The organism is Pseudomonas sp. NFPP04 (genome assembly GCF_900113815.1).
Classification (GTDB): Bacteria; Pseudomonadota; Gammaproteobacteria; order Pseudomonadales; family Pseudomonadaceae; genus Aquipseudomonas; species Aquipseudomonas extremorientalis.
Genome location: NZ_FOQS01000009.1, coordinates 58501 through 83603, shown reverse-complemented (window position 1 = coordinate 83603; position 25103 = coordinate 58501). Strand labels below are relative to the sequence as shown.

General features: G+C 62.7%; 23 protein-coding genes. 11 read left to right on the top strand and 12 right to left on the bottom strand.

Translation table 11 applies throughout. The features are described 5' to 3' along the window. Positions 1-5: 5 nt before the first annotated feature. From BM017_RS19360 to BM017_RS19335, 6 genes are all read right to left on the bottom strand, one after another. On the bottom strand, positions 6-3083 hold the full coding sequence (locus tag BM017_RS19360) for an OspG family effector kinase (RefSeq protein WP_139216869.1): 3078 nt from the start codon (positions 3081-3083) through the stop codon (positions 6-8). 81 nt (positions 3084-3164) lie between these two features. After that, positions 3165-4097, bottom strand: coding sequence for a D-2-hydroxyacid dehydrogenase (locus BM017_RS19355; RefSeq protein WP_092247317.1), 933 nt, complete (start codon positions 4095-4097; stop codon positions 3165-3167). A 107-nt stretch (positions 4098-4204) separates the two neighbouring features. Next, on the bottom strand, positions 4205-4498 hold the full coding sequence (locus BM017_RS19350) for a YcgL domain-containing protein (RefSeq protein WP_071488977.1): 294 nt from the start codon (positions 4496-4498) through the stop codon (positions 4205-4207). After that, on the bottom strand, positions 4495-5628 hold the full coding sequence (gene rnd, locus BM017_RS19345; protein ID WP_092247314.1) for a ribonuclease D: 1134 nt from the start codon (positions 5626-5628) through the stop codon (positions 4495-4497). Before rnd ends, BM017_RS19350 begins: the two co-directional genes overlap by 4 nt. 122 nt (positions 5629-5750) lie before the next feature. Then, a complete protein-coding gene (locus BM017_RS19340) occupies positions 5751-6350 on the bottom strand; it encodes a class I SAM-dependent methyltransferase (RefSeq protein ID WP_092247311.1) in 600 nt (199 codons plus the stop codon). Positions 6351-6451: 101 nt separating this feature from the next. Next, on the bottom strand, positions 6452-7822 hold the full coding sequence (locus BM017_RS19335) for a glutamine synthetase family protein (RefSeq protein ID WP_092247308.1): 1371 nt from the start codon (positions 7820-7822) through the stop codon (positions 6452-6454). A 345-nt stretch (positions 7823-8167) separates the two neighbouring features. Here BM017_RS19335 and BM017_RS19330 point away from each other — a divergent pair, with 345 nt between their 5' ends. After that, complete coding sequence (locus BM017_RS19330) at positions 8168-8938, top strand: transporter substrate-binding domain-containing protein (RefSeq protein ID WP_092247305.1); 771 nt, start codon at positions 8168-8170, stop codon at positions 8936-8938. Here BM017_RS19330 and cynR read toward each other — a convergent pair. Next, complete coding sequence (cynR, locus tag BM017_RS19325; RefSeq protein ID WP_092247301.1) at positions 8913-9779, bottom strand: transcriptional regulator CynR; 867 nt, start codon at positions 9777-9779, stop codon at positions 8913-8915. The two genes, BM017_RS19330 and cynR, sit on opposite strands and share 26 nt — an antisense overlap. Before the next feature lie 111 nt (positions 9780-9890). Here cynR and BM017_RS19320 point away from each other — a divergent pair, with 111 nt between their 5' ends. From BM017_RS19320 to BM017_RS19310, 3 genes are read left to right on the top strand one after another with little or no spacing between them, the layout of a single operon-like run. Further along, positions 9891-10520, top strand: a complete 630-nt coding sequence (locus BM017_RS19320) for a carbonic anhydrase (protein ID WP_092247298.1) — start codon at positions 9891-9893, stop codon at positions 10518-10520. A gap of 27 nt (positions 10521-10547) precedes the next feature. Further along, a complete protein-coding gene (cynS, locus tag BM017_RS19315) occupies positions 10548-11018 on the top strand; it encodes a cyanase (RefSeq protein WP_071488970.1) in 471 nt (156 codons plus the stop codon). 54 nt (positions 11019-11072) lie between these two features. Next, positions 11073-11912, top strand: a complete 840-nt coding sequence (locus BM017_RS19310; RefSeq protein WP_092247295.1) for a cache domain-containing protein — start codon at positions 11073-11075, stop codon at positions 11910-11912. Between the two features lie 15 nt (positions 11913-11927). Here BM017_RS19310 and BM017_RS19305 read toward each other — a convergent pair whose 3' ends face one another. Together BM017_RS19305 and pobA are read right to left on the bottom strand one after the other, a co-directional pair. Beyond that, the gene (locus BM017_RS19305) at positions 11928-13445 is read right to left on the bottom strand and encodes an MDR family MFS transporter (RefSeq protein WP_092247642.1); all 1518 of its coding nucleotides are present in this window, start codon (positions 13443-13445) and stop codon (positions 11928-11930) included. A 66-nt stretch (positions 13446-13511) separates the two neighbouring features. Next, positions 13512-14696 carry a 4-hydroxybenzoate 3-monooxygenase gene (gene pobA, locus BM017_RS19300; RefSeq protein WP_170856105.1) on the bottom strand — a complete coding sequence of 395 codons (1185 nt, stop codon included), beginning with the start codon at positions 14694-14696 and terminating at the stop codon, positions 13512-13514. 189 nt (positions 14697-14885) lie between these two features. On the opposite strand from pobA, the gene BM017_RS19295 reads away from it, so the two are divergent. Beyond that, positions 14886-15764, top strand: a complete 879-nt coding sequence (locus tag BM017_RS19295; protein WP_092247288.1) for a helix-turn-helix domain-containing protein — start codon at positions 14886-14888, stop codon at positions 15762-15764. On the opposite strand, the gene BM017_RS29165 is transcribed toward BM017_RS19295, so the two are convergent. After that, the gene (locus BM017_RS29165; RefSeq protein WP_165447907.1) at positions 15757-15933 is read right to left on the bottom strand and encodes a hypothetical protein; all 177 of its coding nucleotides are present in this window, start codon (positions 15931-15933) and stop codon (positions 15757-15759) included. The genes BM017_RS19295 and BM017_RS29165 overlap by 8 nt on opposite strands. Before the next feature lie 98 nt (positions 15934-16031). Further along, a complete protein-coding gene (locus BM017_RS19290; RefSeq protein WP_092247283.1) occupies positions 16032-16937 on the bottom strand; it encodes a LysR family transcriptional regulator in 906 nt (301 codons plus the stop codon). Between the two features lie 104 nt (positions 16938-17041). On the opposite strand from BM017_RS19290, the gene BM017_RS19285 reads away from it, so the two are divergent. Then, a complete protein-coding gene (locus BM017_RS19285) occupies positions 17042-17908 on the top strand; it encodes an MBL fold metallo-hydrolase (protein ID WP_092247280.1) in 867 nt (288 codons plus the stop codon). Between the two features lie 34 nt (positions 17909-17942). Then, on the top strand, positions 17943-18557 hold the full coding sequence (locus BM017_RS19280) for an NAD(P)-dependent oxidoreductase (RefSeq protein ID WP_092247277.1): 615 nt from the start codon (positions 17943-17945) through the stop codon (positions 18555-18557). Between the two features lie 106 nt (positions 18558-18663). On the opposite strand, the gene BM017_RS19275 is transcribed toward BM017_RS19280, so the two are convergent. Then, positions 18664-19536, bottom strand: coding sequence for a LysR substrate-binding domain-containing protein (locus BM017_RS19275; protein WP_092247273.1), 873 nt, complete (start codon positions 19534-19536; stop codon positions 18664-18666). Between the two features lie 111 nt (positions 19537-19647). Between BM017_RS19275 and BM017_RS19270 the strand changes: the two genes are divergently transcribed. The 4 genes from BM017_RS19270 (at position 19648) to BM017_RS19255 (ending at position 25100) form a co-directional block, all read left to right on the top strand. Continuing rightward, positions 19648-21273: a 5-guanidino-2-oxopentanoate decarboxylase gene (locus BM017_RS19270; protein WP_092247270.1), complete on the top strand. Its 1626-nt coding sequence runs from the start codon at positions 19648-19650 to the stop codon at positions 21271-21273. Further along, on the top strand, positions 21270-22712 hold the full coding sequence (locus BM017_RS19265) for an aldehyde dehydrogenase family protein (protein WP_092247267.1): 1443 nt from the start codon (positions 21270-21272) through the stop codon (positions 22710-22712). Before BM017_RS19270 ends, BM017_RS19265 begins: the two co-directional genes overlap by 4 nt. 127 nt (positions 22713-22839) lie before the next feature. Beyond that, positions 22840-24027 (top strand): cyanate transporter, encoded by a 1188-nt coding sequence (locus BM017_RS19260; RefSeq protein WP_092247264.1) that lies wholly within the window; start codon positions 22840-22842, stop codon positions 24025-24027. Positions 24028-24164: 137 nt separating this feature from the next. Further along, a complete protein-coding gene (locus BM017_RS19255) occupies positions 24165-25100 on the top strand; it encodes a LysR family transcriptional regulator (protein WP_071488958.1) in 936 nt (311 codons plus the stop codon). Positions 25101-25103: the final 3 nt, after the last annotated feature.

Sequence of the window (25103 nt, the reverse complement as noted above, 5' to 3'; positions counted from 1 at the left end):
GCGATCTACGCGATCAGCTGACGGAACTGCGCCCTGAGCTTGTCGGCGTCACGCAGGAAGTCATCCCGGTGTATCGCAAACGTCGACTCATCAAAGTGCAGGACATCCTTGGGCGGAAAGTCGAAATCCACCGGGTAGACTTTGTTTTCCTTCGCCGAATACATGAAGTTGGACAACTGCACATCGTTGGGAAACATCTCTTTCTTCTGCAGGTCCGCCAACATCTCATCGAGTGCCTGCTGTGCTTTTTTCGGCAAACTGCGCGGCGCAATGGCATCCAGCGCGACTCCGTCGATCTTTTTCATTTTTATATAGCCGCGGCCGTTTTCGAACAGCGTCATGGCAAACCCTTCGCCGTAATACTCATTCAGGCAAGCCGCTTGCCGCTCGAAGTAATCAGGCACTTTTACATGGCCCGGCTCCCGGGTTTCCTTATAGACATGAATGCCGTCGAGACTTTCATAAAGACGGCTCTCGGAGCCCCCGCCCATCATCCGCCCCAGGTCCGATGCAACGCTGGGCGGGTTCCCACCCCTTACCCCCAAGCGCATCCACTGGTCGCCCTGCACATGCTGCACCAGCAGCGGGGTCTGCCGATTGGCACTGTAGATCCGCGCCTGGACCACGCCTTCAGGCGTGCGGGTGACCTCACGCACTTCATAGACCGCCGCCTGGCCACTGCTGTCGATATGCCGGATATGCGCGGTGTGCCCATCCGCCGCCCTATACACGCCCTGGCTGTTGCGCGTGCGCCCGGCAAGGTTGGATTCAGACACCCTGTACTCGCGAAACAGCGTGTTGCTCAGCTCACGGCCAGGCGCAACTTCAACGGTGGCAATAGCACCGTCCACAGCGCGCGCTTTGGCGGCGAAGTCTTCCAGCGGGCTGCCATAGGCCTGCATCCGGTCCGCATCAAAGCTATACCACTTGCCGTCCTTGAGCACCGCGCCGCCTTCCACTGTCTGGCCGGCCACCTTGAATGTCCCGGTGGCGGCCACGCCATGCTGTTGGCTCGCGGCCTTCAGCACGTCATAGCTTGCGCTGCGCCCCGTAAGCTTATTGAGGCCCCGTAATCCCACGCGGCCGCCTTTGTACAACAGCCAGCCGCTTCCCACCACCAGATCCCCAAGCCCCGCCGCCGGGTTGAAGGCTTCAATGGCTGTCAGGCCAACAAAACGCAGCGCTTTCGACAGTCCGCGAATGCTGGTCACACCCTTGGAAAAAGCTTTGCCGGCCTGGGCGGCCTTGCCGGCCCCCAAGGTCAACAGACCGACCACATCCAGCGCCAGGTCAACGGCTCCCTCACCATAGTTACCCTTGATGAAGTTGACGATGGCCGACCTGAACGGGATCAGGTTCAAGAAGAACTCTCCGACAGCCTGGTTGGTGGCGCGGTTTTCATCGTAGGAGGTGACACCTCTGGCATACGCCAACACGTCTTCGTTTTTCAAGTCCAGGGACCTGGCGAACACTTCGCCGATGGCATCGAATCGCTTGCCACTGGTCCCTTGTGCCGGACTCAAGGTGTCAAAGAGCACGGTTTTACTGACGACGTTCGCGGTCCTGGACTCCATGTTCCTGGCGGTGTAAGGCTCCGTATAGCGCCCCCTCAAGTGATTCTGTTTTTGTATCGTGCCGCTGCGCGTATCAATCTCATAGACGTTGACCTCTCCACCCCGCGTTGTCTTGACATGCAGGGTATGCCCGCGCGTCTTGAGGGCCAGCGGGGTAAGGAAATCCGTGGCCATGGTGTATTCGTTGGTATGGAAGAACTCGAGCTTGCCGTGCTTGAAGTTGTTCCTGTCTTCCTGCGGCAAGGTGGAAACGAGGTAACTGACCAGGCCCTTGTGCCCGTCTTCATGGGCTTGGATAGCCAGGTCATACTGGCGCTTGAAATCCTCGGCCACCTTGAAGGTACCGCCTTCATACAGGTGGCAGAACCGTTTGACCGGGATGCGGGGATTCTTGGAGATCCAATGCTCTTCGTGGCCCAGCGGCGCACCCTCCATCACGATATCGAGCATGGAATGCATGCCTGGAAAGAGCCCAGGACGTCCCGGCCTCAGCCAGGCTTTCTGGATATCACGGATCTCGAACACACTCGGGTCCACACCGGGAAAACATTCCTGGAGTCGAGCCAGGGCCATCGCCCGGCGACTGGGAATCTCGGTCTGCACGGCGGCGCTGGCGTTCATCAGCGTGCTCAATTGGCTGTTGTAGGCGTTGCGCGCGCGTTCCAGGTCACTGTCGGTCAACGTCGATGAGGCATCGAGCACGCCGTTGGCCAGTGCCCAGTCGGTCAACGCCTTACGCTGCACATGCTGGGTATCCAGGCCGTCAGAACCGGTCTGGCCGGCCTTCGCCAGGACTTCGGTATAACTCATAGCGGGCGTGGCCCCAGGCGAATCGGCTTCGACCCTGTCGACCGCCATCGCCAGTTGCGCCCAGATGAGGCTGCCGTAAGTCACATTGGCGGGGATGTCCTTGACCAGAAACTCGGGAGCCCTCAAGGCAAGGAGCAAGCGCGCCGCAAATGTCGCGGTTTGAGGCGTGGCCCGCCCTTGTTCGACCAGATGGGCACCCACGCCTTCGATCACCACTGAAGCTGGCTGCCCCCGGTAGCCGCTTTGCCCCCGGATAAATCCGTGGATCGAGTTCAGCGGATCCAGCCCTAGCTGGAGAGCGGCGATCACGTAATCCTGGTTGCTCGCGTCTGTCGGCAAACCACCGAGTTCACTCTGGATGACCTGCTTCAGTGCCTGAGCTTTGGGTGAAGCCAGCAGTTTTTGCAGGGCAAGTGCCAGGGTTTTCAAGTCGGCGTCGGTCACCGCGCTACCGCTGAGCAAATCCCCCAGCACGCCTTTGCGACTGTCCGGCATCAGGTCGAGGATGGCTTGCCGCTGCGATTCAGTCAGCGGAACCGGCCAGGACAGCGCCCCGCCGAAATTACCCAGTACGGGAGCAGGTGCCGGTGCGACCGTGGCTGTTTCACTTGGACCGGTGACGGCCGGGAGGGGAGTATTCGCATTGCCCGCTTGAACAAGCGGGGCGGAAACGCGGTGAGCAGCGTCGATAGCGGTCATGGTGTTCAGCGTCCGTGGCCAAGGAGTCACTCTTGGTGCTGGAACCCGGCAAAACGGTTCCAGCGGGACGGTGAGGCGTGATCAGTAACCGCGGTCGAAATCCACTTCCCCGCGCAATGCGTTCTTGGCCTGGTACGCCCGCAGGTTTTGCACAAACAGTTCCACCATCAATTCCGGCGAGGTCGGCGCGGAACTGTGCCCGGTCAGCAACAGCCCCCAGGCGGTCCAGAACGGATGCCGTTGCGGCAACGGCTCCTGGCGGCAAACATCGATCACTGCACCGGCCAGGTGTCCTTCCTTCAAGGCTTCGACCAGGTCGGCATCCACCACCGCCACCCCGCGTCCGACGTTGATAAACAGCCCGGTCGGCTTGAATTGCTTGAACAGCGACGCGTCGTACAGGTCGTGGGTGCTCGGCGTGTTGGGCAGCAGGTTGATCACGTAGTCCACCTCGCCCACCAGACGGCCCAACTGGTCGAGCCCGGCCACCTCGATAAACGGCGCCTGCTCACGTGCAGTACTGGCGATACCGTACAGTTTCACGCCAAACGGCACGAGAAACTCGGCAACACGCTGGCCGATATCGCCGGTGCCGACAATCAACGCCTTGCGCCCGGCCAGGCTCTGGCCCATGCGGTTGTCCCATTTGCGCTCGACCTGACTCACCAGGCGCGCCAGTACTTCGCGCTCATGGCCGAGCATGTAGGTGAGCACGAATTCAGCCATGACCTGGCCAAAGATACCCACGGCACGGGTCAGTCGATAATCCCGCGGCAGGCCCTCGGCCAGCAGCGGGGTGATACCGGCCCAGGTCGATTGCAGCCATTGCGGGTGATGGCCCTGGCGCAGCAGCGTCGCCAACAGGTCCGGCTGGCCCAGCCATACCGGGCAATCGGCGGCCAGGCGCGACAACTCGGCCGAGTCGCCGCTGGTCAGCACTTCAAGGTCCGGTGCCACTTCGCCGAGCAATTGGGCGTAGAGCGGGTGATCCTGTTCAGCAATCAGAACACGCATGCATAAAACCTTTCAAAAACAGTACGGACGGCCGCCCGCATCCTTACGGCCACCGCCCACTTATACGATTCCATTGAAGCGAGTGCCCCGGATGGGGCACCGGTCGATCACATCGGGTCGTTGCGGCGCAGCAGCTCTTCGGGCAAGTGTTCGATGTACTCGTCCTCGGCCGGCGGCATTTGCAGGTGGTAGCCCTGTTTGTCGAGGTTTTCCAGGACTTGCACGATGTCTTCCTGTTGCAGCTTGCGCTCGGGCGTCAGCACCAGGTCAAACGCGTGGGCCGGCTTGCCGAAAATCGTGATCAGCGCTTCAGGCACACGTTCAAGGGCATCGCTCTTGAGTACATAGAGGTACATACCGGTGCGTTTGGAGCTGCGGTAGATGGAGCAAATACGTTTCAAGGCTGTTCTCCGGCGGTGGCCAGGCTGTCGAGCAGCGCCTGGCCCATCAACTCGCGGCGCCAGCCACGCAGCGAGTCTGGCAATTGGTAAGGCCCATCGGGGTAGCCACTCTTGACCAGGGCTTCGAGGGTTTTCTTGCGCAGCATCAGTTCCGGCGCCATGTCCAGGCGTTCGGCCTCAGCCTGGCCAAGGGCGCGCAGTTGCTTGATCAGTGCGGCGGCATCCACCGGCAAAGGCTCGGCAACGGCGGGCGGCCATTGGTCCATGGGCACGCTGCCGGCACGCTTGATCAGGTCCAGCAGGAACTGGCCGTCCTGACGCACGGTACGCGGGTGCATGTCTTCGATCTTGCCCAGGGCGGCGAGGTTATCCGGCTGGGATTTGGCCAGGGGCCACAGCGAGTGTTCGCGAATGATACGGTTGCGCGGCAAGTCACGCGCGCGGGCTTGCTGCTCGCGCCAGGCGCACAGTTCACGCAGCACGGCGAGCTGGGCACGGGACAGTTTCCACGCCAGCTTGGCGTCGCGGTACACCTCGTACGGGTCGACTTCGCGGCGCAGGTTGGCGACCAGCTCGGCACCGTCTTCCAGGACCCAGGCGTACTTGTCGTCGGACAGTTGCGGACGCAGCCGCGTATAGACCTCGGCCAAATGCACCGCGTCTTCGGCGGCGTAGCTGACCTGGGTCTCGGACAACGGCCGCTGCAGCCAGTCCGAACGGGTCTCGCCCTTGGGCAGCTCAATGTCCAGCACGGCTTGCACCAGGCGCGAGTAGCCCATGGAGAAACCGAGGTTCAGGTAAGCCGCCGCCAATTGGGTGTCGAACAACGGCGCGGGCAGGCTGCCGGTCAGGCGCAGCAATACTTCGAGGTCTTCGCTGCAGGCATGCAGCACCTTGATCACCGCCGGGTTCTCCAGCAGCGCAGCCAGGGGTTGCCAGTTGTCGATGGTCAGGGGATCGATCAGGTAAGCGCGCACGCCATCACCGATCTGGATCAGCCCGGCAATGGGGTAAAAGGTGTCGACCCGCATGAATTCGGTGTCGAGGGCGACGAATGGCAACTGCTGCCATTCGGCGCAATGCTGGCCGAGGCTATCGTTGTCGCAGATCCAGTGAATATCGATGGCCACACGGCTCTCCCTTGAAGAATGGCGCGCAGTATATATCGCGAAAGGGGCTAGCGAGCATCCGCAGTGCACAGCCGACCATGAAAACTCAGACAGGAGATGAAGAATAGTCCGACAGGCGGGAGTTATCCTCTCTTACGAAGAACGTAGACCCGCCACAGGTTGGAGCCCGGCATGAACTCGTGATGGCTCAGGACCTTGAAACCGGCCTGGCGGAACTCGTCCTCAACGCTTGTACGAGAAGGCACAGAGACAATCACCGAGTCGCGGCTGACCCGATGAAACTCGCGCAGCAACGCCTGGCGCTCTTCACTGCCGGGCACATGGCGAAACAATTCCAGGCAGAAAATGCAGTCCACCGCATTCGCCGACAAGCCGATGGAAAACGCCGACCCCTGGAATGTCTTGACCCGCTTGAGCAACGCCGCCGCGTGGTGGGTAAGCGCGTGGTCGAGCATGTCCTGGGAGTTGTCCGACGCCAGGATAACCCGGTTGACGTGTTCGGCCAGCACCGGCCAGAAGCGCCCCGACCCGCAGGCCAGGTCGAGGATAAGGCCCGGCTCACCCGCAACCTTCAAGGCCTGACGCACCAACCACTCGCTGCGCCAGGCCGCCAGGCGCTGCGTCAGCCCGGGCGGGCGCGTGTCGCCGCAGACCCTGGCGTGCTCACGACCACAGCGCTCGGCGTATTCAATCTCGATGGAGGAAGGCGTGTGTGGCGACATCGCGGGCTCATATGGGTGAAACGGCTGTGAACGACCTTGATTCGCAGCTTAACCAGCGCAACGTGAAAAAAAGGTCGAAACCGTGATTGCCACCCGATCGATCACGCCTGATGCAAATACCACCGCCAGTCTTGCTCCCCGACCTCGCCCATGAACTGGCGGTATTCGGCGCGTTTTACCGCCAGGTACACGCCAAGGAACTCACTGCCAAACGCTTCCCGTGCCCAACTGGAAGCCTCCAGTGCGCGCAGGGTGGTCAGCCAGTCGGTGGGCAGCAGCGTCTTGGCCTGGGCATAGCCGTTGCCTTCCACCGGGGCGCCGGGGTCACGTTGCTCGCGGATGCCGCGATGGATCCCGGCCAGGATCGCGGCAGCCGCCAGGTAGGGATTGGCGTCGGCACCGCAGATACGGTGTTCGATATGCCGCGAATTGGCCGGCCCGCCCGGCACCCGCAGGCTGACGGTGCGGTTGTCCACTCCCCAGGTGGCGGCCAGCGGCGCGTAGCTGTTGGTCTGGAAACGCCGGTAGGAGTTGGCGTTGGGACAGAACATCAGCAATGAGTCGAGCAAGGTACTGAGCATGCCGCCCACTGCCTGGCGCAACAGCGGCGTGCCATCAGCGGCCTCGCTGGCGAACAGGTTATGGCCCTCGGCGTCCGCCAGGCTCACGTGCATGTGCATACCGGTGCCAGCCAGGTCGTCGAACGGCTTGGCCATGAAGCACGCGGTCATCCCGTGTCTATGCGCCACGCCCTTGACCAGGCGTTTGTAGCGCACTGCTTCGTCCATGGCTTGCAGGGCATCGGTGCGATGTTCCAGGGTGATCTCCACCTGGCCCGGCGCGTATTCGGAAATGGCGGTGCGCGCCGGAATACCTTGCAGCTTGCAGGCGCTGTAGAGGTCGGCCAGGAATGGCTCGATCTGCTCCAGTTCGCGCAGGCCATAGACCTGGGTCGAGCGCGGTCGCCCGCCGTCCACATCGCGTGCCGGTTGCGGATGGCCATTGGCGTCAGGCTTCTGGTCCAGCAGGTAGAACTCCAACTCGGCCGCCATCACCGGGTAGTAACCGTCGGCCTTGAGCCCGTCGATCACCTTGGCCAGCAGGTGCCGTGGGTCGGCCACGGTGGCAGGCAGGCCTTCGGTGGGGTGCATGCTGACTTGCACCGCCGCAGTGGGGATCAGCCGCCACGGCATGCGCTGCAGACTGCCACCGATCGGGTAGGCGCGGCAGTCGATATCACCCACCTCCCAGACCAGCCCGGAGTTTTCCACGTCGTCGCCGTTGATGGTCAGGCCGAGGATGGTGCTGGGCAAAGGCCGTCCGCTCTCGTACACCGCCAGCAGTTCGTCGCGGTGCAGCCACTTGCCGCGTGGCACGCCATTGTTGTCGAGGATAAACAGCTCGAACATCTCGATGTCCGGGTGTTGTTCAAGGAAAGACTGGGCTTCCTGCAGGCAGGCAAAGACACTCATGGGCATTCTCATACGTAGGGGTCGGGCAGGCGCGCAGGTGCACGCCATCGAACAGGATGGATCAACGTAGGAATGCGGTATCTGGTGGGCGGGCGTGCCGGCAGTGGAACAGGGCCCAGAACGCGAGGGCAGACGGCAGTATCGCGGAGTGAGTGTCGGAGGAGCCGTCCATGCGGGGGTCACAGTGCAAGAGATAACTACCAGCGTCACACGCCGGCGCAGGGCAATTAAATTCAGGGTTGACGGAGTTTGGTTGCAACTTGGCTAAACATTCAGCGTGCCTTGCCACCCTGCCCCACGCTGGAAATAATGGCCGCCCCGACCATGCCCCAAGGACTCGACCGCATGAAAGCTCTTTTCGCCCTGTGTGTACTCGGCCTGGCCACCAGCGCCGTGGCCGACACCGCGCCCTCGCGCCTTGACCAGGTGCTCGAGCGCGGCACACTCACCGTCTGCACCACCGGTGACTACAAGCCCTACACCTCGCTACGCGCCGACGGCACCTATGAAGGCATCGACATTGCCATGGCCGAATCCCTGGCCAAGAGCCTCAACGCCAAGATCCACTGGGTGCCCACCACCTGGAAAAGCCTGATGCCGGACTTCCTCGCCCAGCGCTGCGACATCGCCGTGGGCGGCATTTCGGTGTCCCTGGAGCGCCAGAAAAAAGCCTTCTTCAGCCAGGCCCTCGGCGTCGACGGCAAGATCCCCCTGGTGCGCTGTGCCGACGTGCAGCGTTACCAGCGTGTCGAGCAGATCAACCAGCCGAATGTGCGCGTGATCGAACCGGCGGGCGGCACCAACGAAGTGTTTGCCCGTGCCCATCTGGGCCAGGCGCAAATCCGTTTGCACGACAACGTGACCATCTTTGACGAACTGCTGGCCGGCAAGGCCGACGTGATGATCACCGACGCCAGCGAAGCGCGTTACCAGCAAAAGCTCAAGCCCGGGCTGTGCGCGGTCAACCCGGAACGGCAGATGCAATACAGCGAGAAAGCCTTCCTGCTGCCCCGCGATGACGTGGCGTGGAAGAGCTATGTCGACCAATGGCTGCACCTGAGCGTCGCCACCAGCGTGTACGACGGCATCGTCAATCAGTGGCTGGCGGCGCCTTGATCAACGCGACAAAGGCCCGGCACGCGGCGCTGCGATAGGCGCCCCGGCGACTGAGCAGTGCCACGTTGCGTTGCGGTAACGCAGGTTCAAGGGCGACCGCGCGCAACTCCGGCTGGGCCTGGGCAATCGCACTGGGCAGGATGGTTACCAGGTGGGTGTTGCGCACGATTTCAATGATCGCACTGATGGAGTTGGCCTCCATCGCAATCAACGGCTTTACCCCTTGCTCGCGGCAATAGCCATCGATGTAGCGCCGCGTCGCAAAGCCTGAGTTGAGCAATACCATCGGCTGCTCCAGCCACTGCCGGTCTTCCACCCCTGGATGGCCAGCCCCCACCACCACGCTCAACGCTTCGGCAAACAGCCCTTCGCACTCGATGTCCGGCAGATGCTCGCCGGTAAAACCGATGCCAATATCCAGCAGGTCCTCGGTGAGCGCGGTTTCCATGCGATCCTGGGTCAATTCTTCGATGCTCAGGGTGATTCCCGGATACAGGGCGTTGAACCGCGCCAACAAAGGGCCGATCAGGTACGCGGTGAAGGTCGGCGTCATCGCCAGGCGCAGGCTGCCCCGGCTCAAGTCCTGTACGTCATGCATGGCCCGCGTGCCGGCCTGCAGGTCCTGCAAGGCCAGGCGCGCAAAGCGCACATAGGCGGCGCCGGCATCGGTGAGGCTGACACTGCGCCCGGAGCGGTCCAGCAACGGCGCGCCGAGGGTGTCTTCCAGCTGTTTGATCTGTTGCGACAAGGTCGGCTGCGACACGTGCAGCGCCTCGGCAGCGCGGGTGAAATTACGGTGCTCGGCAACGGCCAGCAGGTAACGGATATGGCGCAACAGCATCGGCGGCCCTCCAGCTATAGGCATGACTTATAGAAACCATAATAAGCCGGTCTTGGACGCTATAGCTGAAAACTTCCATCCTTGCCCCATCAGCGACGCAAGGAGAACCCCATGCAAGACCTCATCAACGGCTTTCGCAAGTTCCAGTCAGAAGTCTTTGGCCAACGCAGCGACCTGTTCAAACACCTGGCCACCACCCAGAACCCCGGCACGTTGTTCGTGTCCTGTTCCGACAGCCGGGTGGTCCCGGAACTGCTGACCCAGCAGGAACCCGGCGATCTATTCGTGATCCGCAACGCCGGCAACATCGTGCCGTCCTACGGCCCGGAACCTGGCGGTGTGTCGGCCACGGTCGAGTACGCAGTGGCGGTGCTGGGGGTGCGCGACATCGTGATCTGCGGCCATTCCGACTGCGGCGCCATGACCGCGATCTCCACCTGCAAATGCCTGGACCACCTGCCGGCCGTGGCCAACTGGCTGCGCCACGCCGAGTCGGCCAGGCTGATCAACGCCGCCCGCGAGCATGCCTCGGACGCCGCCCGCCTGAATTCATTGGTGCGCGAAAACGTGATCGCGCAACTGGCCAACCTCAAGACCCACCCTTCGGTCGCCCTGGCGCTCGGGCAAGGCCGGCTGAACCTGCATGGCTGGGTGTACGACATCGAGAGCGGTGCCATCGACGCCCTGGACGAACGCAGCGGTGGCTTTGTGTCGCTGCTGGATCAGATTCACGCTGCCTGACCTATTCCAACCAAAGAGGACACCACCATGTTGCAATCCCACTTTGCCCAAACCCCACGCCTGGCCCTGGCCGATACCGTGATCGAACTCAAGGCGCGCAAGAACCTGTCCTGGCAGGACCTCACCGACGGCACCGGGCTGAGCCTGGCATTTGTCACCGCCGCCCTGCTCGGCCAGCACCCGTTGCCCAAGGAGGCGGCTGATGTAGTGTGCGACAAACTCGGCCTGGACCAGGACGCCAGCCGCCTGCTGCAAAGCGTGCCCCTGCGCGGCAGCTTCCCCGGCGGTGTGCCGACGGACCCGACGATGTATCGCTTCTACGAAATGCTCCAGGTCTACGGCTCGACCCTCAAGGCGCTGGTCCACGAGCAATTCGGTGACGGCATCATCAGTGCGATCAATTTCAAGCTGGACATCAAGAAGGTCGAGGACCCGGACGGCGGCTCGCGCGCTGTGATCACCCTGGATGGCAAGTACCTGCCGACCAAACCCTTCTGAGTGGCCCGCGACCGTCTACGCTCTTGTCACACCAACAAGATCGAGGGACGGGTAATGAAGGCACTGCTTCGAACCACCTGGCTGCTGCTGTTGTGTTTCAGCCAGGTGCACGCCGCGACGGCTCAGGATGAGGACGCCCAGGCCGCCAAGGCGCTGCTGGAAAAAGCCTTGGCTTACTACCAGGGCAATGGCGACAAGGCGTTTGCCGCCTTCAGTCGCCAGGGCGAGTTTGTCGACCATGACCGCTATGTGTTCGTGGTCGACACCCGGGGCGTGCTGCTGGCCAGTGGCGGGCCCTCTTCCGCCTTGATCGGCCGCGACGTGTCCGAGGTGCTCGGGCCGGAGTTGCGCCAGTCATTCAAGGACGCGCTCAAGGTGCCGGACGGCCAGGGCATCCAACAGGCCGATTACCGCTGGCAGAACTGGAACGACGGCAAGGTCGAGCACAAGCACGTGTTTTATCAACGCGTGGGCGAACGCATCCTGGCGGTGGGTTACTACTTGCCCCGAGCCACTCCGGAACAGGCCCGCGCCCTGCGCAACAAGGCGGTGAACGCACTGCTCAAGGATGAAACCGGCACGCTCCAGGCCATCAATTCCTTGCAGGGCGGTTTCCTGCAGGATGACCTCTACGTGTTCGTGGTCGACCTCGATACCCAGCGCTATGTGGCCCATGGCACCAACCTGCGCCTGATCAACACCGACTTCAGCAAGATCAAGGACCCCGATGGCAGGCCGGTGGGCGAGCCGATCCTGAAGCTGATGGCCGAGCAGGACCAGGGCGAATACAAGTACCGCTGGAAAAACCCGGTGACCGACAAGGTCGAGAACAAGCATGCGTATGTGCGCAAGGCCGGGCATTTCATGGTGGCGGTGGGTTACTACAGCCCGTGAATGGTGTCCTGCCGGCTACTTAGCTTTGTCTTCACGGCCGCGCAGTACCCGGTTGGGCATTGCGACAGCGGCCGCGAGCCCCAGCAGCGACACCGCTGCGCTCACCATCAACAAATGCCGGAAGGTCACCGCCAGTTCCCCGCGCAGGGCGTCCTGCGCCGGGCCGGGGGCTGCGTTGAGGCCGTCGAGCAGCACGTTGCCGGAACTGCCCTCGGCCACCAGCGCACCGCTGGCCAGGTGGGCGAAGCTGGAGTCCTGCAACAGCGCCAGCAACAGCGCCGACATGCACGCCACCCCTACCGCCCCGCCCAGGGAACGGAACAGGTTGGTGGTGCTGGTGGCGACGCCGATGTCGCGTTGTTCCACCGAGTTCTGCGTGCCCACCAGCGAAGTGGGGAATTGCATGCCGGCCGCAATCCCGCACAGCAACATGAACATCGCCGTCAGCCCCACCGCCTGGGGCGCGCTCAAGGCCATGCCAAGAATCGCAAAGGGGCTCAGCAAGGCGCCACTGAGGATCATCGGTTTATAGCGGCCGGTCACCGAGGTCATGCGCCCGGCAAAATAGGCGCCCATCGGCAAGCCCATCGCCAGGGGCAGCAGGTGCAGGGCCGCGCTGTCAGCGCCTGAGCCGGTCACCGTCTGATAGCGCAGCGGCATCAGCACCGTCAGGGAAATCGCCTGGAAGCTGGTGAAGAAAATCGTGCACCAGCACAACACCGCGCTGCGGTTGGCGAACAGATGCATCGGCAACAACGGCTCCCGGGCGCGCCGTTCATGCCAGACAAACACCGTTAACGCCACTAGCGCACACGCCAGCAAGCCGAGCACCTGATCGTCGCGCCAATGATGGCCCTGACCGATTTCGGTAATGCCCAGCAACAACGCGGTCAGGCCGATGATCATCAGCAACGTGCCGAGGTAATCGATGATCGGCTTGCGCTGCGGCACCGGCAGCCCCACCAGCGTGCGATGGGCCACGTACCAGGCGCCGGCGCCCAATGGCAGGTTGATCAGGAATACCCAGCGCCACGACAGGTACTCGGTCATGTAGCCGCCGAGCACCGGCCCGGCCACGCTGGCCACCGCGTACATGCTGCTGAAATAGCCCTGGTAGCGCCCGCGTTCGCGGGGCGGGATGATGTCACCGATGATCGCCTGGCTCACCGAGATCATGCCGCCCGCGCCAATGCCCTGGAGGATCCGCGCCAGCACCAGTTGCTCCATGCTTTGCGCCATGCCGCAGAACAGCGAGGCCAGGGTAAACAGGCCCATGCCGATCAGCATCATCGGCCGCCGCCCGTACAGGTCGCCCAGCTTGCCGTAGATCGGCACCGCCACGGTCATCGCCACCATGTAGCCGGAGATGACCCAGGCCAGCAGGTTGACGTCATGGAATCGGGCGGAGATCGCGGGCATGGACACGGCGACAATCGTCTGGTCCAAGGCCCCCAGGAAGATCGCCATCATCAGTGAGGCGAGGATGCTGCGCACGGCGGGCAGCGGCGGAACGGGCTGATTGAGGTGCGTCACGGCAAGACCTTCGAGCAGGGCCCGCGGGAAAAGGCGGCCCACGGAAATGCTCGATACGATAGCAGGCTATTCGATAGCTTCGTAAGGAAGCCCGACGTAATTTTCGGCGATGGTCTTGCGCCCGGCCTCGGAGTGGATGAAGTAATCGAGTTCACTCTCGGCGATGCGCTGGCTGAAGCCATCCGCCTCGGGAAACTGATGCAGCATCGAGGTCATCCACCAGGAAAACCGCTCGGCCTTCCACACCCGCCGCAGGCAGATGGCGGAATAGCGCTCCAGCAAATCCACCCGTCCTTCACCGTAGACCTTCAGCAGAATCCGATAGAGGGTGCTCACGTCACTGGCCGCCAGGTTCAAGCCCTTGGCCCCGGTGGGCGGCACGATATGCGCGGCATCGCCGAGCAGGAACAGACGCCCGTACTGCATCGGCTCCACCACAAAGCTGCGCAGCGGCGCGATGCTCTTCTCGATCGACGGACCGCTCACCAGGTCGGCTGCGAGGTGGCTGGGCAGACGGGTTTTCAGTTCGTCCCAGAAGCGCGCATCGGACCATTCATCAAGCGGCTCTTGCACCGGCACTTGCAGGTAATAACGGCTGCGCGTCGGCGATCGCATGCTGCACAAGGCGAAGCCACGCGGATGTTTGGCGTACACCAGTTCAGGGTGAACCGGCGGCGTATCGGCGAGGATACCGAGCCAGCCGAAAGGGTAGACCCGTTCGAAGACGTTCAGTGATTCAGCCGGGATCGATTGGCGCGCAACACCGTGGTAACCATCGCAACCGGCGATATAGTCGCACTCCAGGCGAAAGGCTGCGCCCTGATGTTCGAAAGTCAGCCAGGGTCGATCACTTTTGAGGTCGTGCGGTTGCACGTCATGGGCTTCATACAGGGTGATGGCGCCCGCGGCAGCACGGGCGGCCATCAGGTCGCGGGTGACTTCGGTCTGGCCGTAGATCATGACCGTCTGGCCGCCGGTCAGCGCCTTCAGGTCGATGTGGGTCAGCTGGCCATTGAGCGCCAGCTCGAAGCCCTCATGCACCAGGCCCTCGTTGTCCATGCGCTGGCTGACGCCCGCCTGCCGCAGCAGGTCGACCATGCCTTGTTCCAGCACCCCGGCACGGATGCGGCCTTGTACGTAATCGGCGCTCTGGCGCTCCAGGATCAGAGTCTGGATACCGGCGTTGTGCAGCAGTTGGCCGAGCAACAGTCCGGAGGGACCGGCGCCAATAATGGCGACTTGGGTTTTCAGCGTTTTCATTATTTTTATGGTCCGCAAGTTCCACTCGAACGGATTGAGTGAAAGAGTTGTCATTGGTCTTGTTGCTGACATTTTTCACTTGAGTGGCCGGCATAAGAAGGTGAAAACTGAGCCAAAGCCTGCGCTTTTTGCCAATCGGGGCGATTACCGCACCACTCTCCTGAGTATCGGATTGAAACCATGACCAAAACCGCGATTCCGGTCTTCAAGCTTTACGGGGAAAACCAGCAATGGCCAACCCCCGATTTGTTGCACTGCGAAACCATTTCCCGGCGCAGTCGGGAATACCAGTGGGAAATCCAGCCCCACCGGCACGCGGATCTGTGCCAGTTGCTGTATGTGCACAAAGGTCAGGCACAATTGGAAATCGAAGGGCAGCGCACCACGCTGAACGAAGCGACGCTGCAAGTCCTGCCGCCGCTGTGCGTGCACGGTTTTCGGTTTCCCGAGGATGTCGAAGGCTACGTGGTAACCCTCGCGGCGCCGCTGGTCAGCCACCTGCAGACACAACTGGGGGCGACGGTGGACGGTTTGCAGTCCCTGGGCAGTTACCCGGCGGGCAAGGACAGTGATTACCTGAACAGCCAGTTCGCCCGCTTGCAGGATGAATACGCCGACGCACAACCGGCCAGGGACATGATGATGCACGCGCTGGTCAGCGTGCTGCTGGTGTGGATCAGCCGCCAGGCCATCCAGAAGCGCCACCCACGGGCGCCGAGGGGGCGTGAATACTTCCGCCGCTTCACCCAACTGGTCGAGCAGCATTACCGCGAACACCCGAAGATCGAGGATCTGGCCCACAAGCTGGGCATCTCGGTGTCACACCTCAACGGCACATGCCGGGAACTGGGTGGGCAGCCTGCGCTGCAGATCATGCACGACCGCCAATTGCTGGAAGCCAAGCGCCTGCTGACCTACACCAGCATGACCATCAATGAAATGTCGGAAGTGCTGGGTTTTTCCGACCCGACCAACTTCTCGCGGCTGTTCCGCCGACGGGTCGGGTTCTCACCCAAGGCGTTTCGCGAGCAACTCAAGGCTCAACAGCCGATTACCTGAGCGCACTGAAACTGCCGGTATGCGGCACGCATTGGTCCTGATGGCAGCTGATCGCAAAAGTCGGCTGCATGCGGGTCAGTTCAACACGGTAGGCAGCGGTCCCGTAAAGCGCGCTGGCGATGGCGCACAGGGTGACAATCATCAGGTACTTTCTGGTTTTAATGCTCATGGCACAGACCTCTGCGGATCTAAACGGTGCTGTTTAAAGCATAGGTCAACCAGGGCGAGTTGCCATTATCGGGCGACATTCAACAGGTTTATGTCGCCCTACAGACCGACGTCCCACGCAGGCTCCTCCGGGAACCTCAGCACCAGAAAATCCAACAGGCTGCGCAGTGCCGATGGCATGTGCTTGCGCGAGGCGTACACCGCGTAGATGTTCATCTGCCGGGGCTCGGCGTCGGGTAGCAGGCGCACCAGTTCGCCACGGCGGATGTAATCGCCGGCCTGGTAAGTGGGCAGCATCGACACACCGGCCCCGGCCAGCGTCACGCGCAACAAGGTGCTGGCCTCGTTGGATGTGATGTTGCCGGTGATGGGCACCGAGACGTGCTCGCCCCGCTCTTCGAAATGCCACAGGCTCTTGCCGAAATAGGAATGGGTGAGGCAGTTGTGCCCGGCCAGGTCTTCGACTTTCTGCGGGGCTGGATGCTCCAGCAGATACGCCGGCGAGGCGCACACCACCGAGCGACACAGGGTCAGGCGGCGCGCAATGAGATTGGGGTCCAGGTCGTTACTGGTGCGGATGGCCAGGTCGATGCGCTCATCCACCAGGTTCACCGTGCGGTCGAGCATTTGCAGATCGACGGTTACCAACGGGTAATGCTTGACGTACTCGGCGATGGCTGCGGCCAATTGCGCCTGGCCGAACGAGGTGCTGACGCTCAGGCGCAGCAGGCCACGGGGCGCGTCATCCGGCTCGCTGACGGCGGCTTGCATATCGCAGCACAGGTCCAGCAATTGTCGGCAGCGCGGCAAGGTTTCGCCGCCGGCCGCCGTAAGGCTGAGCTTGCGCGTGGTGCGGTGCAGCAGGCGTGCGCCGACCCAGTCTTCCAGCTCGGCCAGGTAGCGCGACACCACCGGGCGCGACAGGTCCAGATGATCGGCGGCGGCGGACTGGCTGCCCAGGTCCACCACGGTGACAAACACGCGCATTGCTTGGAGACGGTCCATGATTTGCCCGATTTCAGAAACAAACTATGTCCCAGCATCGCATTTTTAGTCTGGTTTTGTGCAACTAAGCTCTGTGCATCCTTTACCGATGCTGGAGCTGCCCGATGTTCTCCCCCCTCAAGCGCCTGACCCTGGCCACCGCCGCCCTGGCCTTCGCCGCCCACGCGGCCGCCGCCGAGCTGAAGCTGGACGTGTACAACCCTGGCGACGCCGCGATCTTCCCGGTCACCTCGGTGCTGGTCAGCGGCGCCAAGGATGCGATCCTGGTCGACGCCCAGTTCGGCAAAGGCCAGGCCGAACAACTGGTGCAGAAGATCCACGCCAGCGGCAAACACCTGACCACCATCTACATCAGCCACGGCGACCCGGACTACTACTTCGGCCTCGACACCCTCACCACCGCCTTCCCCGACGCCAAGGTACTGGCGCCGCAACCGGTGGTCGATCACATCAAGGACACCGTCGCCGGCAAGCTTGAGTTCTGGGGCCCGAAAATGGGTGCGGACAAGCCGGCCAAAACTATCGTGCCGCAGGTCCTCGAAGGCCACAGCTTGAGCCTGGAAGGCCAGCAACTGGAGGTAATCGGCCTGGACGGCCCACAGCCGGATCGCAGTTTTGTGTGGATCCCTTCGATCAAGGCCGTGGTCGGTGGCGTGGTCGTCGCCGAAAACATTCATGTGTGGATGGCCGACACCCAGAGCGCGCAGTCCCACAAAGACTGGCTGGCCACCCTGCAACGCATTGAAGACCTGCAACCGCGCACCGTGATCCCGGGCCATTACCTGGGTACGCCGTCTGTTCAATCCGTGAAATTTACCGCCGACTACATCAAGGCCTTCGACGCCGAAACCGCCAAGGCCAAGGATTCCGCAGCCCTGATCGCGGCCATGAAACAGCGTTACCCGACCCTCGCCGACGAAAGCTCGCTGGAACTCAGCGCCAAAGTCGCCAAGGGCGAAATGAAGTGGTGAACCGTTTCAAACCTTAACCGTACTGGAGAACGTCATGAGCAAGATCGCAATCATTGGGGCCACCGGCCGTGCCGGTAGCCAACTGCTGGAAGAAGCCCTGCGTCGCGGGCATAGCGTTGTGGCCATTGCACGTAACACCGACACGCTGGCGACGCGCCCTGGCGTCACCGTCAAGCAGGTTGATGCCCTGGACGCAGAGGCCCTGCAACAGGCCATCAGCGGCAGTGACGTGGTGATCAGCGCAGCGCACTTCGCCACCCTACCGGCCAGCGCCGTGATCGGGCCGGTAAAGAAAGCCGGGGTGAAACGCCTGCTGGTGGTGGGCGGTGCCGGTTCGCTGTTGTTGCCGGGTGGCGGTCGGGTGATCGACAGCGCAGGTTTCCCGGCTGAGTACAAAGCCGAAGCCAGTGCAGGTGCCGCGTTTCTCGACACGCTGCGTCAGGAAAAGGAACTGGACTGGACGTTCCTGTCGCCTTCGGCGGAGTTCGTCGAGACCGAGCGCACCGGTCAATTCCGCGTGGGCCAGGACGATCTGCTGGTGAGCAGTGAAGGTCGCAGCTGGATCAGCTTTGCCGACTACGCCATCGCCTTGATCGACGAAGTCGAAACACCCAAGCACCCGCGCCAGCGTTTCACTGTCGGCTACTAACATGTGGGAGGGGGCTTGCCCCCGATACCGGTCGATCAGTCACACCTGTATTGACTGGCACACTGCAATCGGGGGCAAGCCCCCTCCCACATTTGATAGATGAATGTCAGGAGATTTTGGCTTGGGTGACCAACCAATCCATCAACGCTTCAAGCCCCGCCGAAGGCTCGGTGCCCGGTGGATACACCAGGTAATAGCCCATCCCCGTCGGCACCCGCAGCTCAAACGGCGTCGCCAACCGCCCGGCCTTCAAATCGTCGCCAATCAACGCGCGGTCGCCTATCGCCACACCGGAGCCTTGCGACGCCACCGTCATCGCCAAATCCAGCGTCTCAAAATGATGCCCCTGGCTCAGGTTACTCAGTCGCGTCTTCGCCGCTTTCAGCCACAACGCCCAGTCCCGTTCATCCCGCGTGGGGTGCAGCAGCACCTGTTGCTGCAAGTCTGCCGGGCTGTGCAGCACACCGAGCAGCGCGGGCGTGCAGACCGGGGTGAGTTGTTCATCGAACAGATGCCGCGCCTCGGCCGACTGCTCGGCGATGGGCGCATAGATCACCGCCGCATCGAATTGCTCGCGGCGAAAGTCCACGGTGTAGGCCACGGTGGTAGTGAGCGCTACCGGCACATCCGGACGCTCCTTCTGCCACTGCATCAGGCGTGGCAACAACCAGCGCATCACACAGGTGGAGGCCTTGAGCTGCAGGACCTGGCGGCGACTGCCGATCTGCTCCACCGCCTCGCCGATCAGACCGAAGACCTGCTGGGCGCGCAACGACCACTCACGCCCCTCCTCGGTCAGGCTCAAGCCCCGCGCCTGGCGTTGGAACAGCGCGTAGCCCAGGTGGCTTTCCAGCCCGGCAACCTGCCGGCTCACGGCACCCTGGGTGATGTGCAGTTGCTCGGCGGCGCGGGTGAAGTTGCAGCATTGGGCCGTGACCCAGAAGGTGTGCAACGCGGACAGCGGCGGGAGGCGTTTCATCGGGGCGCAGCCATGACGTGAGGACATGGCTAGTATGACTTTTTATCGATTGTTGCCGCTACCGGCCAGCCGGTCCAATAACGCCTTATCTCAACAACAAGAGCGACGTTTATGGCGACCTGCGGCGAAGTATTGGTCAACCTCCTGGAAGGCTATGGCGTGGACCAGGTGTTTGGCATCCCCGGCGTGCATACCGTGGAGTTGTATCGCGGCCTGGCCCGTTCCAGCATCCGCCACGTCACCCCGCGCCACGAACAGGGCGCCGGCTTCATGGCCGACGGTTATGCGCGCACCAGCGGCAAGCCCGGCGTGTGCTTCATCATCACCGGCCCCGGCATGACCAATATCACCACCGCCATGGGCCAGGCCTACGCTGACTCGATCCCGATGCTGGTGATCTCCAGCGTACAGTCGCGCAGCCAATTGGGCGGAGGGCGCGGCAAGCTGCATGAGCTGCCGAACCAGGGCGCGATGATCGCCGGCGTGGCGGCGTTCTCCCATACGCTGATGTCGGCGGCCGAGTTGCCCGGCGTGTTGGCGCGTGCCTTTGCGTTGTTCCAGGCCGGACGACCACGCCCGGTGCATATCGAAATCCCGTTGGATGTATTGGTAGAAAACGCCGACGCACTGCTGGGCAGTGAACCGGTCAGCGTGGCGCGCGCCGGTGCCGCGCCATCGGCTATCAAGCAGATGAGCCAGTTGCTCGCAGCGGCCAGGCAGCCCTTGATCCTGGCCGGTGGCGGCGCCATCGATGCAGCCGCAGAACTCACGCAACTGGCCGAAGCCCTCGGCGCGCCGGTGGCCCTGACGATCAATGCCAAGGGCATGCTGCCTGCCAACCATCCGCTGTTGATCGGCTCGACCCAGACCCTGGTCGCCACCCGCGCCTTGGTTGCCGAAGCGGACGTGGTGTTGGCCATCGGCACCGAGCTGGCGGAAACCGACTACGACGTCACCTTCGCCGGCGGCTTCGGGATTCCCGGTGCGTTGCTGCGCATCGACATCGACCCGGACCAGACCGTGCGCAACTATCCGCCGCAGGTTGCCTTGGTGGCCGATGCACAAATCGCCGCCGAAGCGCTGCTGGTCGAGTTGAACAGCAAACCCTTGCCGCCCCGCAATCGCGCGTGGGGCGCTGCGCGTGTGGCACGCTTGTGGGCCGAACTGAACCCTGGCTGGGACGCCGCCACCCGCGCACAAACCCGGTTCCTCGACACCGTCCTGGAGGAGTTGCCCAACGCCGTGCTGGTCGGCGACTCGACCCAACCGGTGTACAGCGGCAACCTCACCCTGAACCTCGACCACCCGCGCCGCTGGTTCAACTCATCCACTGGCTACGGCACCCTGGGCTACGCCCTGCCCGCCGCTATCGGGGCGTGGCTGGGGCGTGGCGACGGGCAACCGGTGGTGTGCCTGATCGGTGACGGCGGCCTGCAATTCAGCCTGCCGGAACTGGCCAGCGCCGTGGAGGCGCGCACGCCGATCATCGTGCTGCTGTGGAATAACCAGGGCTATGAAGAGATCAAGAAATACATGGTCAACCGCGCCATCGAGCCGGTGGGTGTGGACATCTATACGCCGGACTTTATCGGCGTAGCCAAGGCGTTGGGCTGTGCCGCTGAAAGCATCCAGGGCATCGCGCATCTGCGGACGGCACTGCGCAGCGCCGCTGATCGCCAAGGGCCGACGCTGATCGAAATCCACCAGGGCCTGTGGATGAAAGAGGTGGCGGTATGAGCGCGGTGTCGAACGGGATCTACATCGACGGCGCGTGGCGAGCCGGCCAAGCCGTACTCGAGGTGATCAACCCGGCCACCGAGGCGGTATTGGCCCGGGTCAGCGTCGGCGATGCGACGGCGGTGACCCAGGCGGTCGACGCCGCCAGCGCGGCCTTCAGCGAATGGTCGAACAGCACCGGCCGTGATCGCGCCGCCCTGCTGCGCAAGATCGCCCAGGGCGTGAGCGAGCAGCGCGAACAGCTGATGCACCTGCAATCGAGCAACAACGGCAAGCCACTGTTTGAAGCCGCAATTGATGTGGACGATGTGATCGCCACGTTCGAGTACTACGCCAGCGTTGCCGAAGAAATGGACGCCGCTCAGGACCAGCCGGTGGCGTTGCCCGGCGATGACTTCAGCGCACGTATGCGCCGCGAGCCCTGCGGCGTGGTGGGGCTGATCGTGCCGTGGAATTTCCCGATGGTGACCACCGCCTGGAAACTCGCCCCGGCCCTGGCCGCCGGTTGCTGCGTGGTGCTCAAGCCCTCGGAAGTCACGCCGTTGGCCGAGTTGCAGTTGGCGCGGATCATCGCCGAGGCAGGCTTGCCCGCTGGCGTGTTCAACCTGGTGTGCGGCACAGGCCTGGATGTCGGCGCGCCGTTGGCGGCGGACCGTCGAGTAGCGAAGATTTCCTTTACCGGCAGTAACGCCGTTGGCGTGCAGGTGATGCAGCGCGCGGCCGAAACCATCAAGGGCGTGAGCCTGGAACTGGGCGGCAAGTCTTCGCTGCTGGTAATGGCGGATGCCGACCTGGACCTGGCGGTGGAACTGGCCTGTGGTGGCGGTTTTTTCAACGCCGGGCAGATGTGTTCAGCCACCAGTCGCGTGTTGGTGGCTGACACGCTTGCCGATGAATTCCTGGTGCGTGTGCAGGCGCGGGCCGAAGCGATTCGCGTGGCGGACCCGTTTGCCGATGACGTGGAAATGGGTGCGCTGATCAACCGTACCCAGTATCAGCGGGTGCTGGGACATATCCAGCGCGCAATCGCGGACGGCGCCCGCTTGCTGTGCGGCGGTGAACGCCCGGCGGACTTGCCCAAGGGCTTTTTCATTCGCCCCACAGTGTTCACCGACGTGCCGCTGGACAGTGCGTTGTGGAACGCAGAGATCTTTGGTCCGGTGCTCTGTGTCCGGCGTTTTACCTGCGAGGCAGAAGCGATCGCCCTGGCCAACGACAGCGACTTCGGCCTGGTGGCGAGTGTGGTCAGCGGCCATGCCGAAACCGCCGAGCGTGTGGCGAATGCCTTGCAGGCCGGGCTGGTATGGATCAACGCGCCGCAAGTGATCTTCCCGCAGACCGCGTGGGGCGGTTACAAGCAGAGCAGCATCGGCCGCGAGCTGGGACCGTGGGGGCTGGCGGCTTTCCAGGAGATCAAGCATGTGATCCGGTCTATCTAATGTGGGAGGGGCCTGACCCCTCTCACATTTTGACCAGCGCAATTTTTAGATAGACCTAGCGACTTTCTCATTTGCCCCCTGCTCCCACCCATGGCCTGATTCGCCCTTGATCACTCAAGGGCCTCCCATGGAAACCGTTCACGCAAAACCCACCACCGCCCTCTGGCTGATGACCAGCGTCGTGCTGGTCGCCCTCAACCTGCGTCCGTCGATGGCGGCGGTCGGCCCGTTGTTGTCATCGATTCGCGGCGATGTGTCGCTGAGTTTCAGCAGCGCCGCGTTGCTGACCATGTTGCCGGTGATGGCCATGGGCTTGGCGATGTTCTTCGGCATGGGCCTGGCCAAACGCTTTGGCGAGCACCGCAACATCGTGGTGTCCCTGCTGGTGATCGGCGTGGCCACGCTGTCGCGGTTGTTCCTCGATTCGGCGCTGGAGTTGATCGTCAGCGCCATCGCGGCCGGCGTGGGGATCGCGATGATCCAGGCGTTGATGCCGGCGCTGATCAAGTCGAGGTTCAGTGACAATGTTTCGCTGTTCATGGGTGTGTACGTCACCGCGATCATGGGCGGCGCAGCACTGGCAGCGTCGTTCTCGCCGTTCGTGCAAGTGCAGACCGGCAGTTGGCGCATCGGCCTGGCGATCTGGGCGGTGTTGGCAGTGCTGGCGCTGGTGTTCTGGTACGCGCAACGCTTGGTACTGCCACCGTTGCCGCAAGCCGGCACAGCTCAACAGGCGTCGTTTTTCGGCAATGGCCGGGCCTGGTTGCTGGCGGTGTTTTTCGGCCTGGGTACCGCGTCCTACACCTGCGTACTGGCGTGGCTCGCGCCGTACTACGTGGAGCAAGGCTGGAGCGAGCAGAATGCCGGCCTGCTGCTGGGCTTCTTGACGGCCATGGAAGTGGTGTCCGGCCTGGTCACTCCCGCCATCGCCAACCGTCGCCAGGATAAACGCGGTGTGGTGGCGGTGCTGCTGGTGCTGATCATCCTCGGTTTCTGCGGCCTGATTCTCAGCCCGCACCACCTGAGCCTGTTGTGGCCGTGCCTGCTGGGCCTGGGCATTGGCGGTCTGTTCCCGATGAGCCTGATCCTGTCCCTCGACCATTTGGACAACCCGCGCCGCGCCGGTGGTCTCACCGCCTTTGTGCAGGGTATCGGCTACCTGATCGCCGGGCTGTCGCCGCTGATCGCCGGGATGATCCGCGATCAACTGGGCAGCTTCGAATGGGCCTGGTGGTCGCTGACAGCGGTGATCGGGGTGATGCTGCTGATCGTCACGCGCTTCAACCCCAGGCATTACGCACGACATATCCGCTGACGTCGTATTGCAAACAGTATTTGTCTCAAGCCAAACATAGAAACGCCCTACAGAGCTTTCTAATGGCACGTTCGTTCCGTTAAGCTTTTGTGCTGTCTTGTACTGAGTTCGGTACAAAGGGTTTACGGACGAAACCGATGCTAAACAGTAACTTGCTCAGAAAGCTCGATATGCAGGACTTGATGGTGTTTATCGCCGTCTACGACCAGAGCAGTGTTACCGAGGTGTCCGAAACGCTGTTTGTCAGCCAGTCCACCGTGAGCTACAGCCTGAAGAAGCTGCGCACCAGCTTTGAAGACGAGTTGTTCATCAACACCCGGGCGGGCATGCGCCCAACGTACAAGGCCACCACCATGTACGGGCATGTGCAGAAGATCCTCGAATCCATCAACCTGTGCCACGCCGGTGGCCAGGCCTTCGACCCGACCCAGAAGGCCGTGACCTTCAACGTGTGCGCGCCGGAATACTTCGAACAGTTGATCCTGCCGCGCCTGTTGAAGCACTTCGACCGTGCCGACCTGCCGGTGATCGTCAACGTGCAAAAGCTGGAAACCGACATCCCCGCGGACGACCTGCGCGAAGGCCGCCTCGACCTGGTGATCTGTTTCGGCCCCAACTTCCACCGCGCCCACAAGGACTTGCGTACCCAGATGCTGCTCGAAGACGACCTGGTGTGCGTGTTCGATAAACGCTCGGCGCCACGGGAACCGGCGTTCAGCCTGCAGTCCTTCGTCGAACGGCGCCACGTGTTCCCCACGCCGTGGACCTCCGACACCAACATGATCGACGGCTGGCTGGCGCGCCAGGCCCACAAGCGCCAGGTGATCGCCCGCGCCAACAGCTACAGCGCAGCGTTGAAGATGATCACCGGCACCGACTTCATCGTCACCCTGCCGCGTCGCGTACAAAAGTTGCTGGCCCCCGCCACGACGTTCGGCCACTGCGAAGTGCCCAACGGGTTGCCGGGATTCACCCTGGAGATGCAGTGGAACGAAACCAGCGAACAGGACAGCGCCAATACCTGGTTTCGTGAGCAGGTGGTGAAGGTGTGCGCGGATCAGGGTTTGTTGTAAACC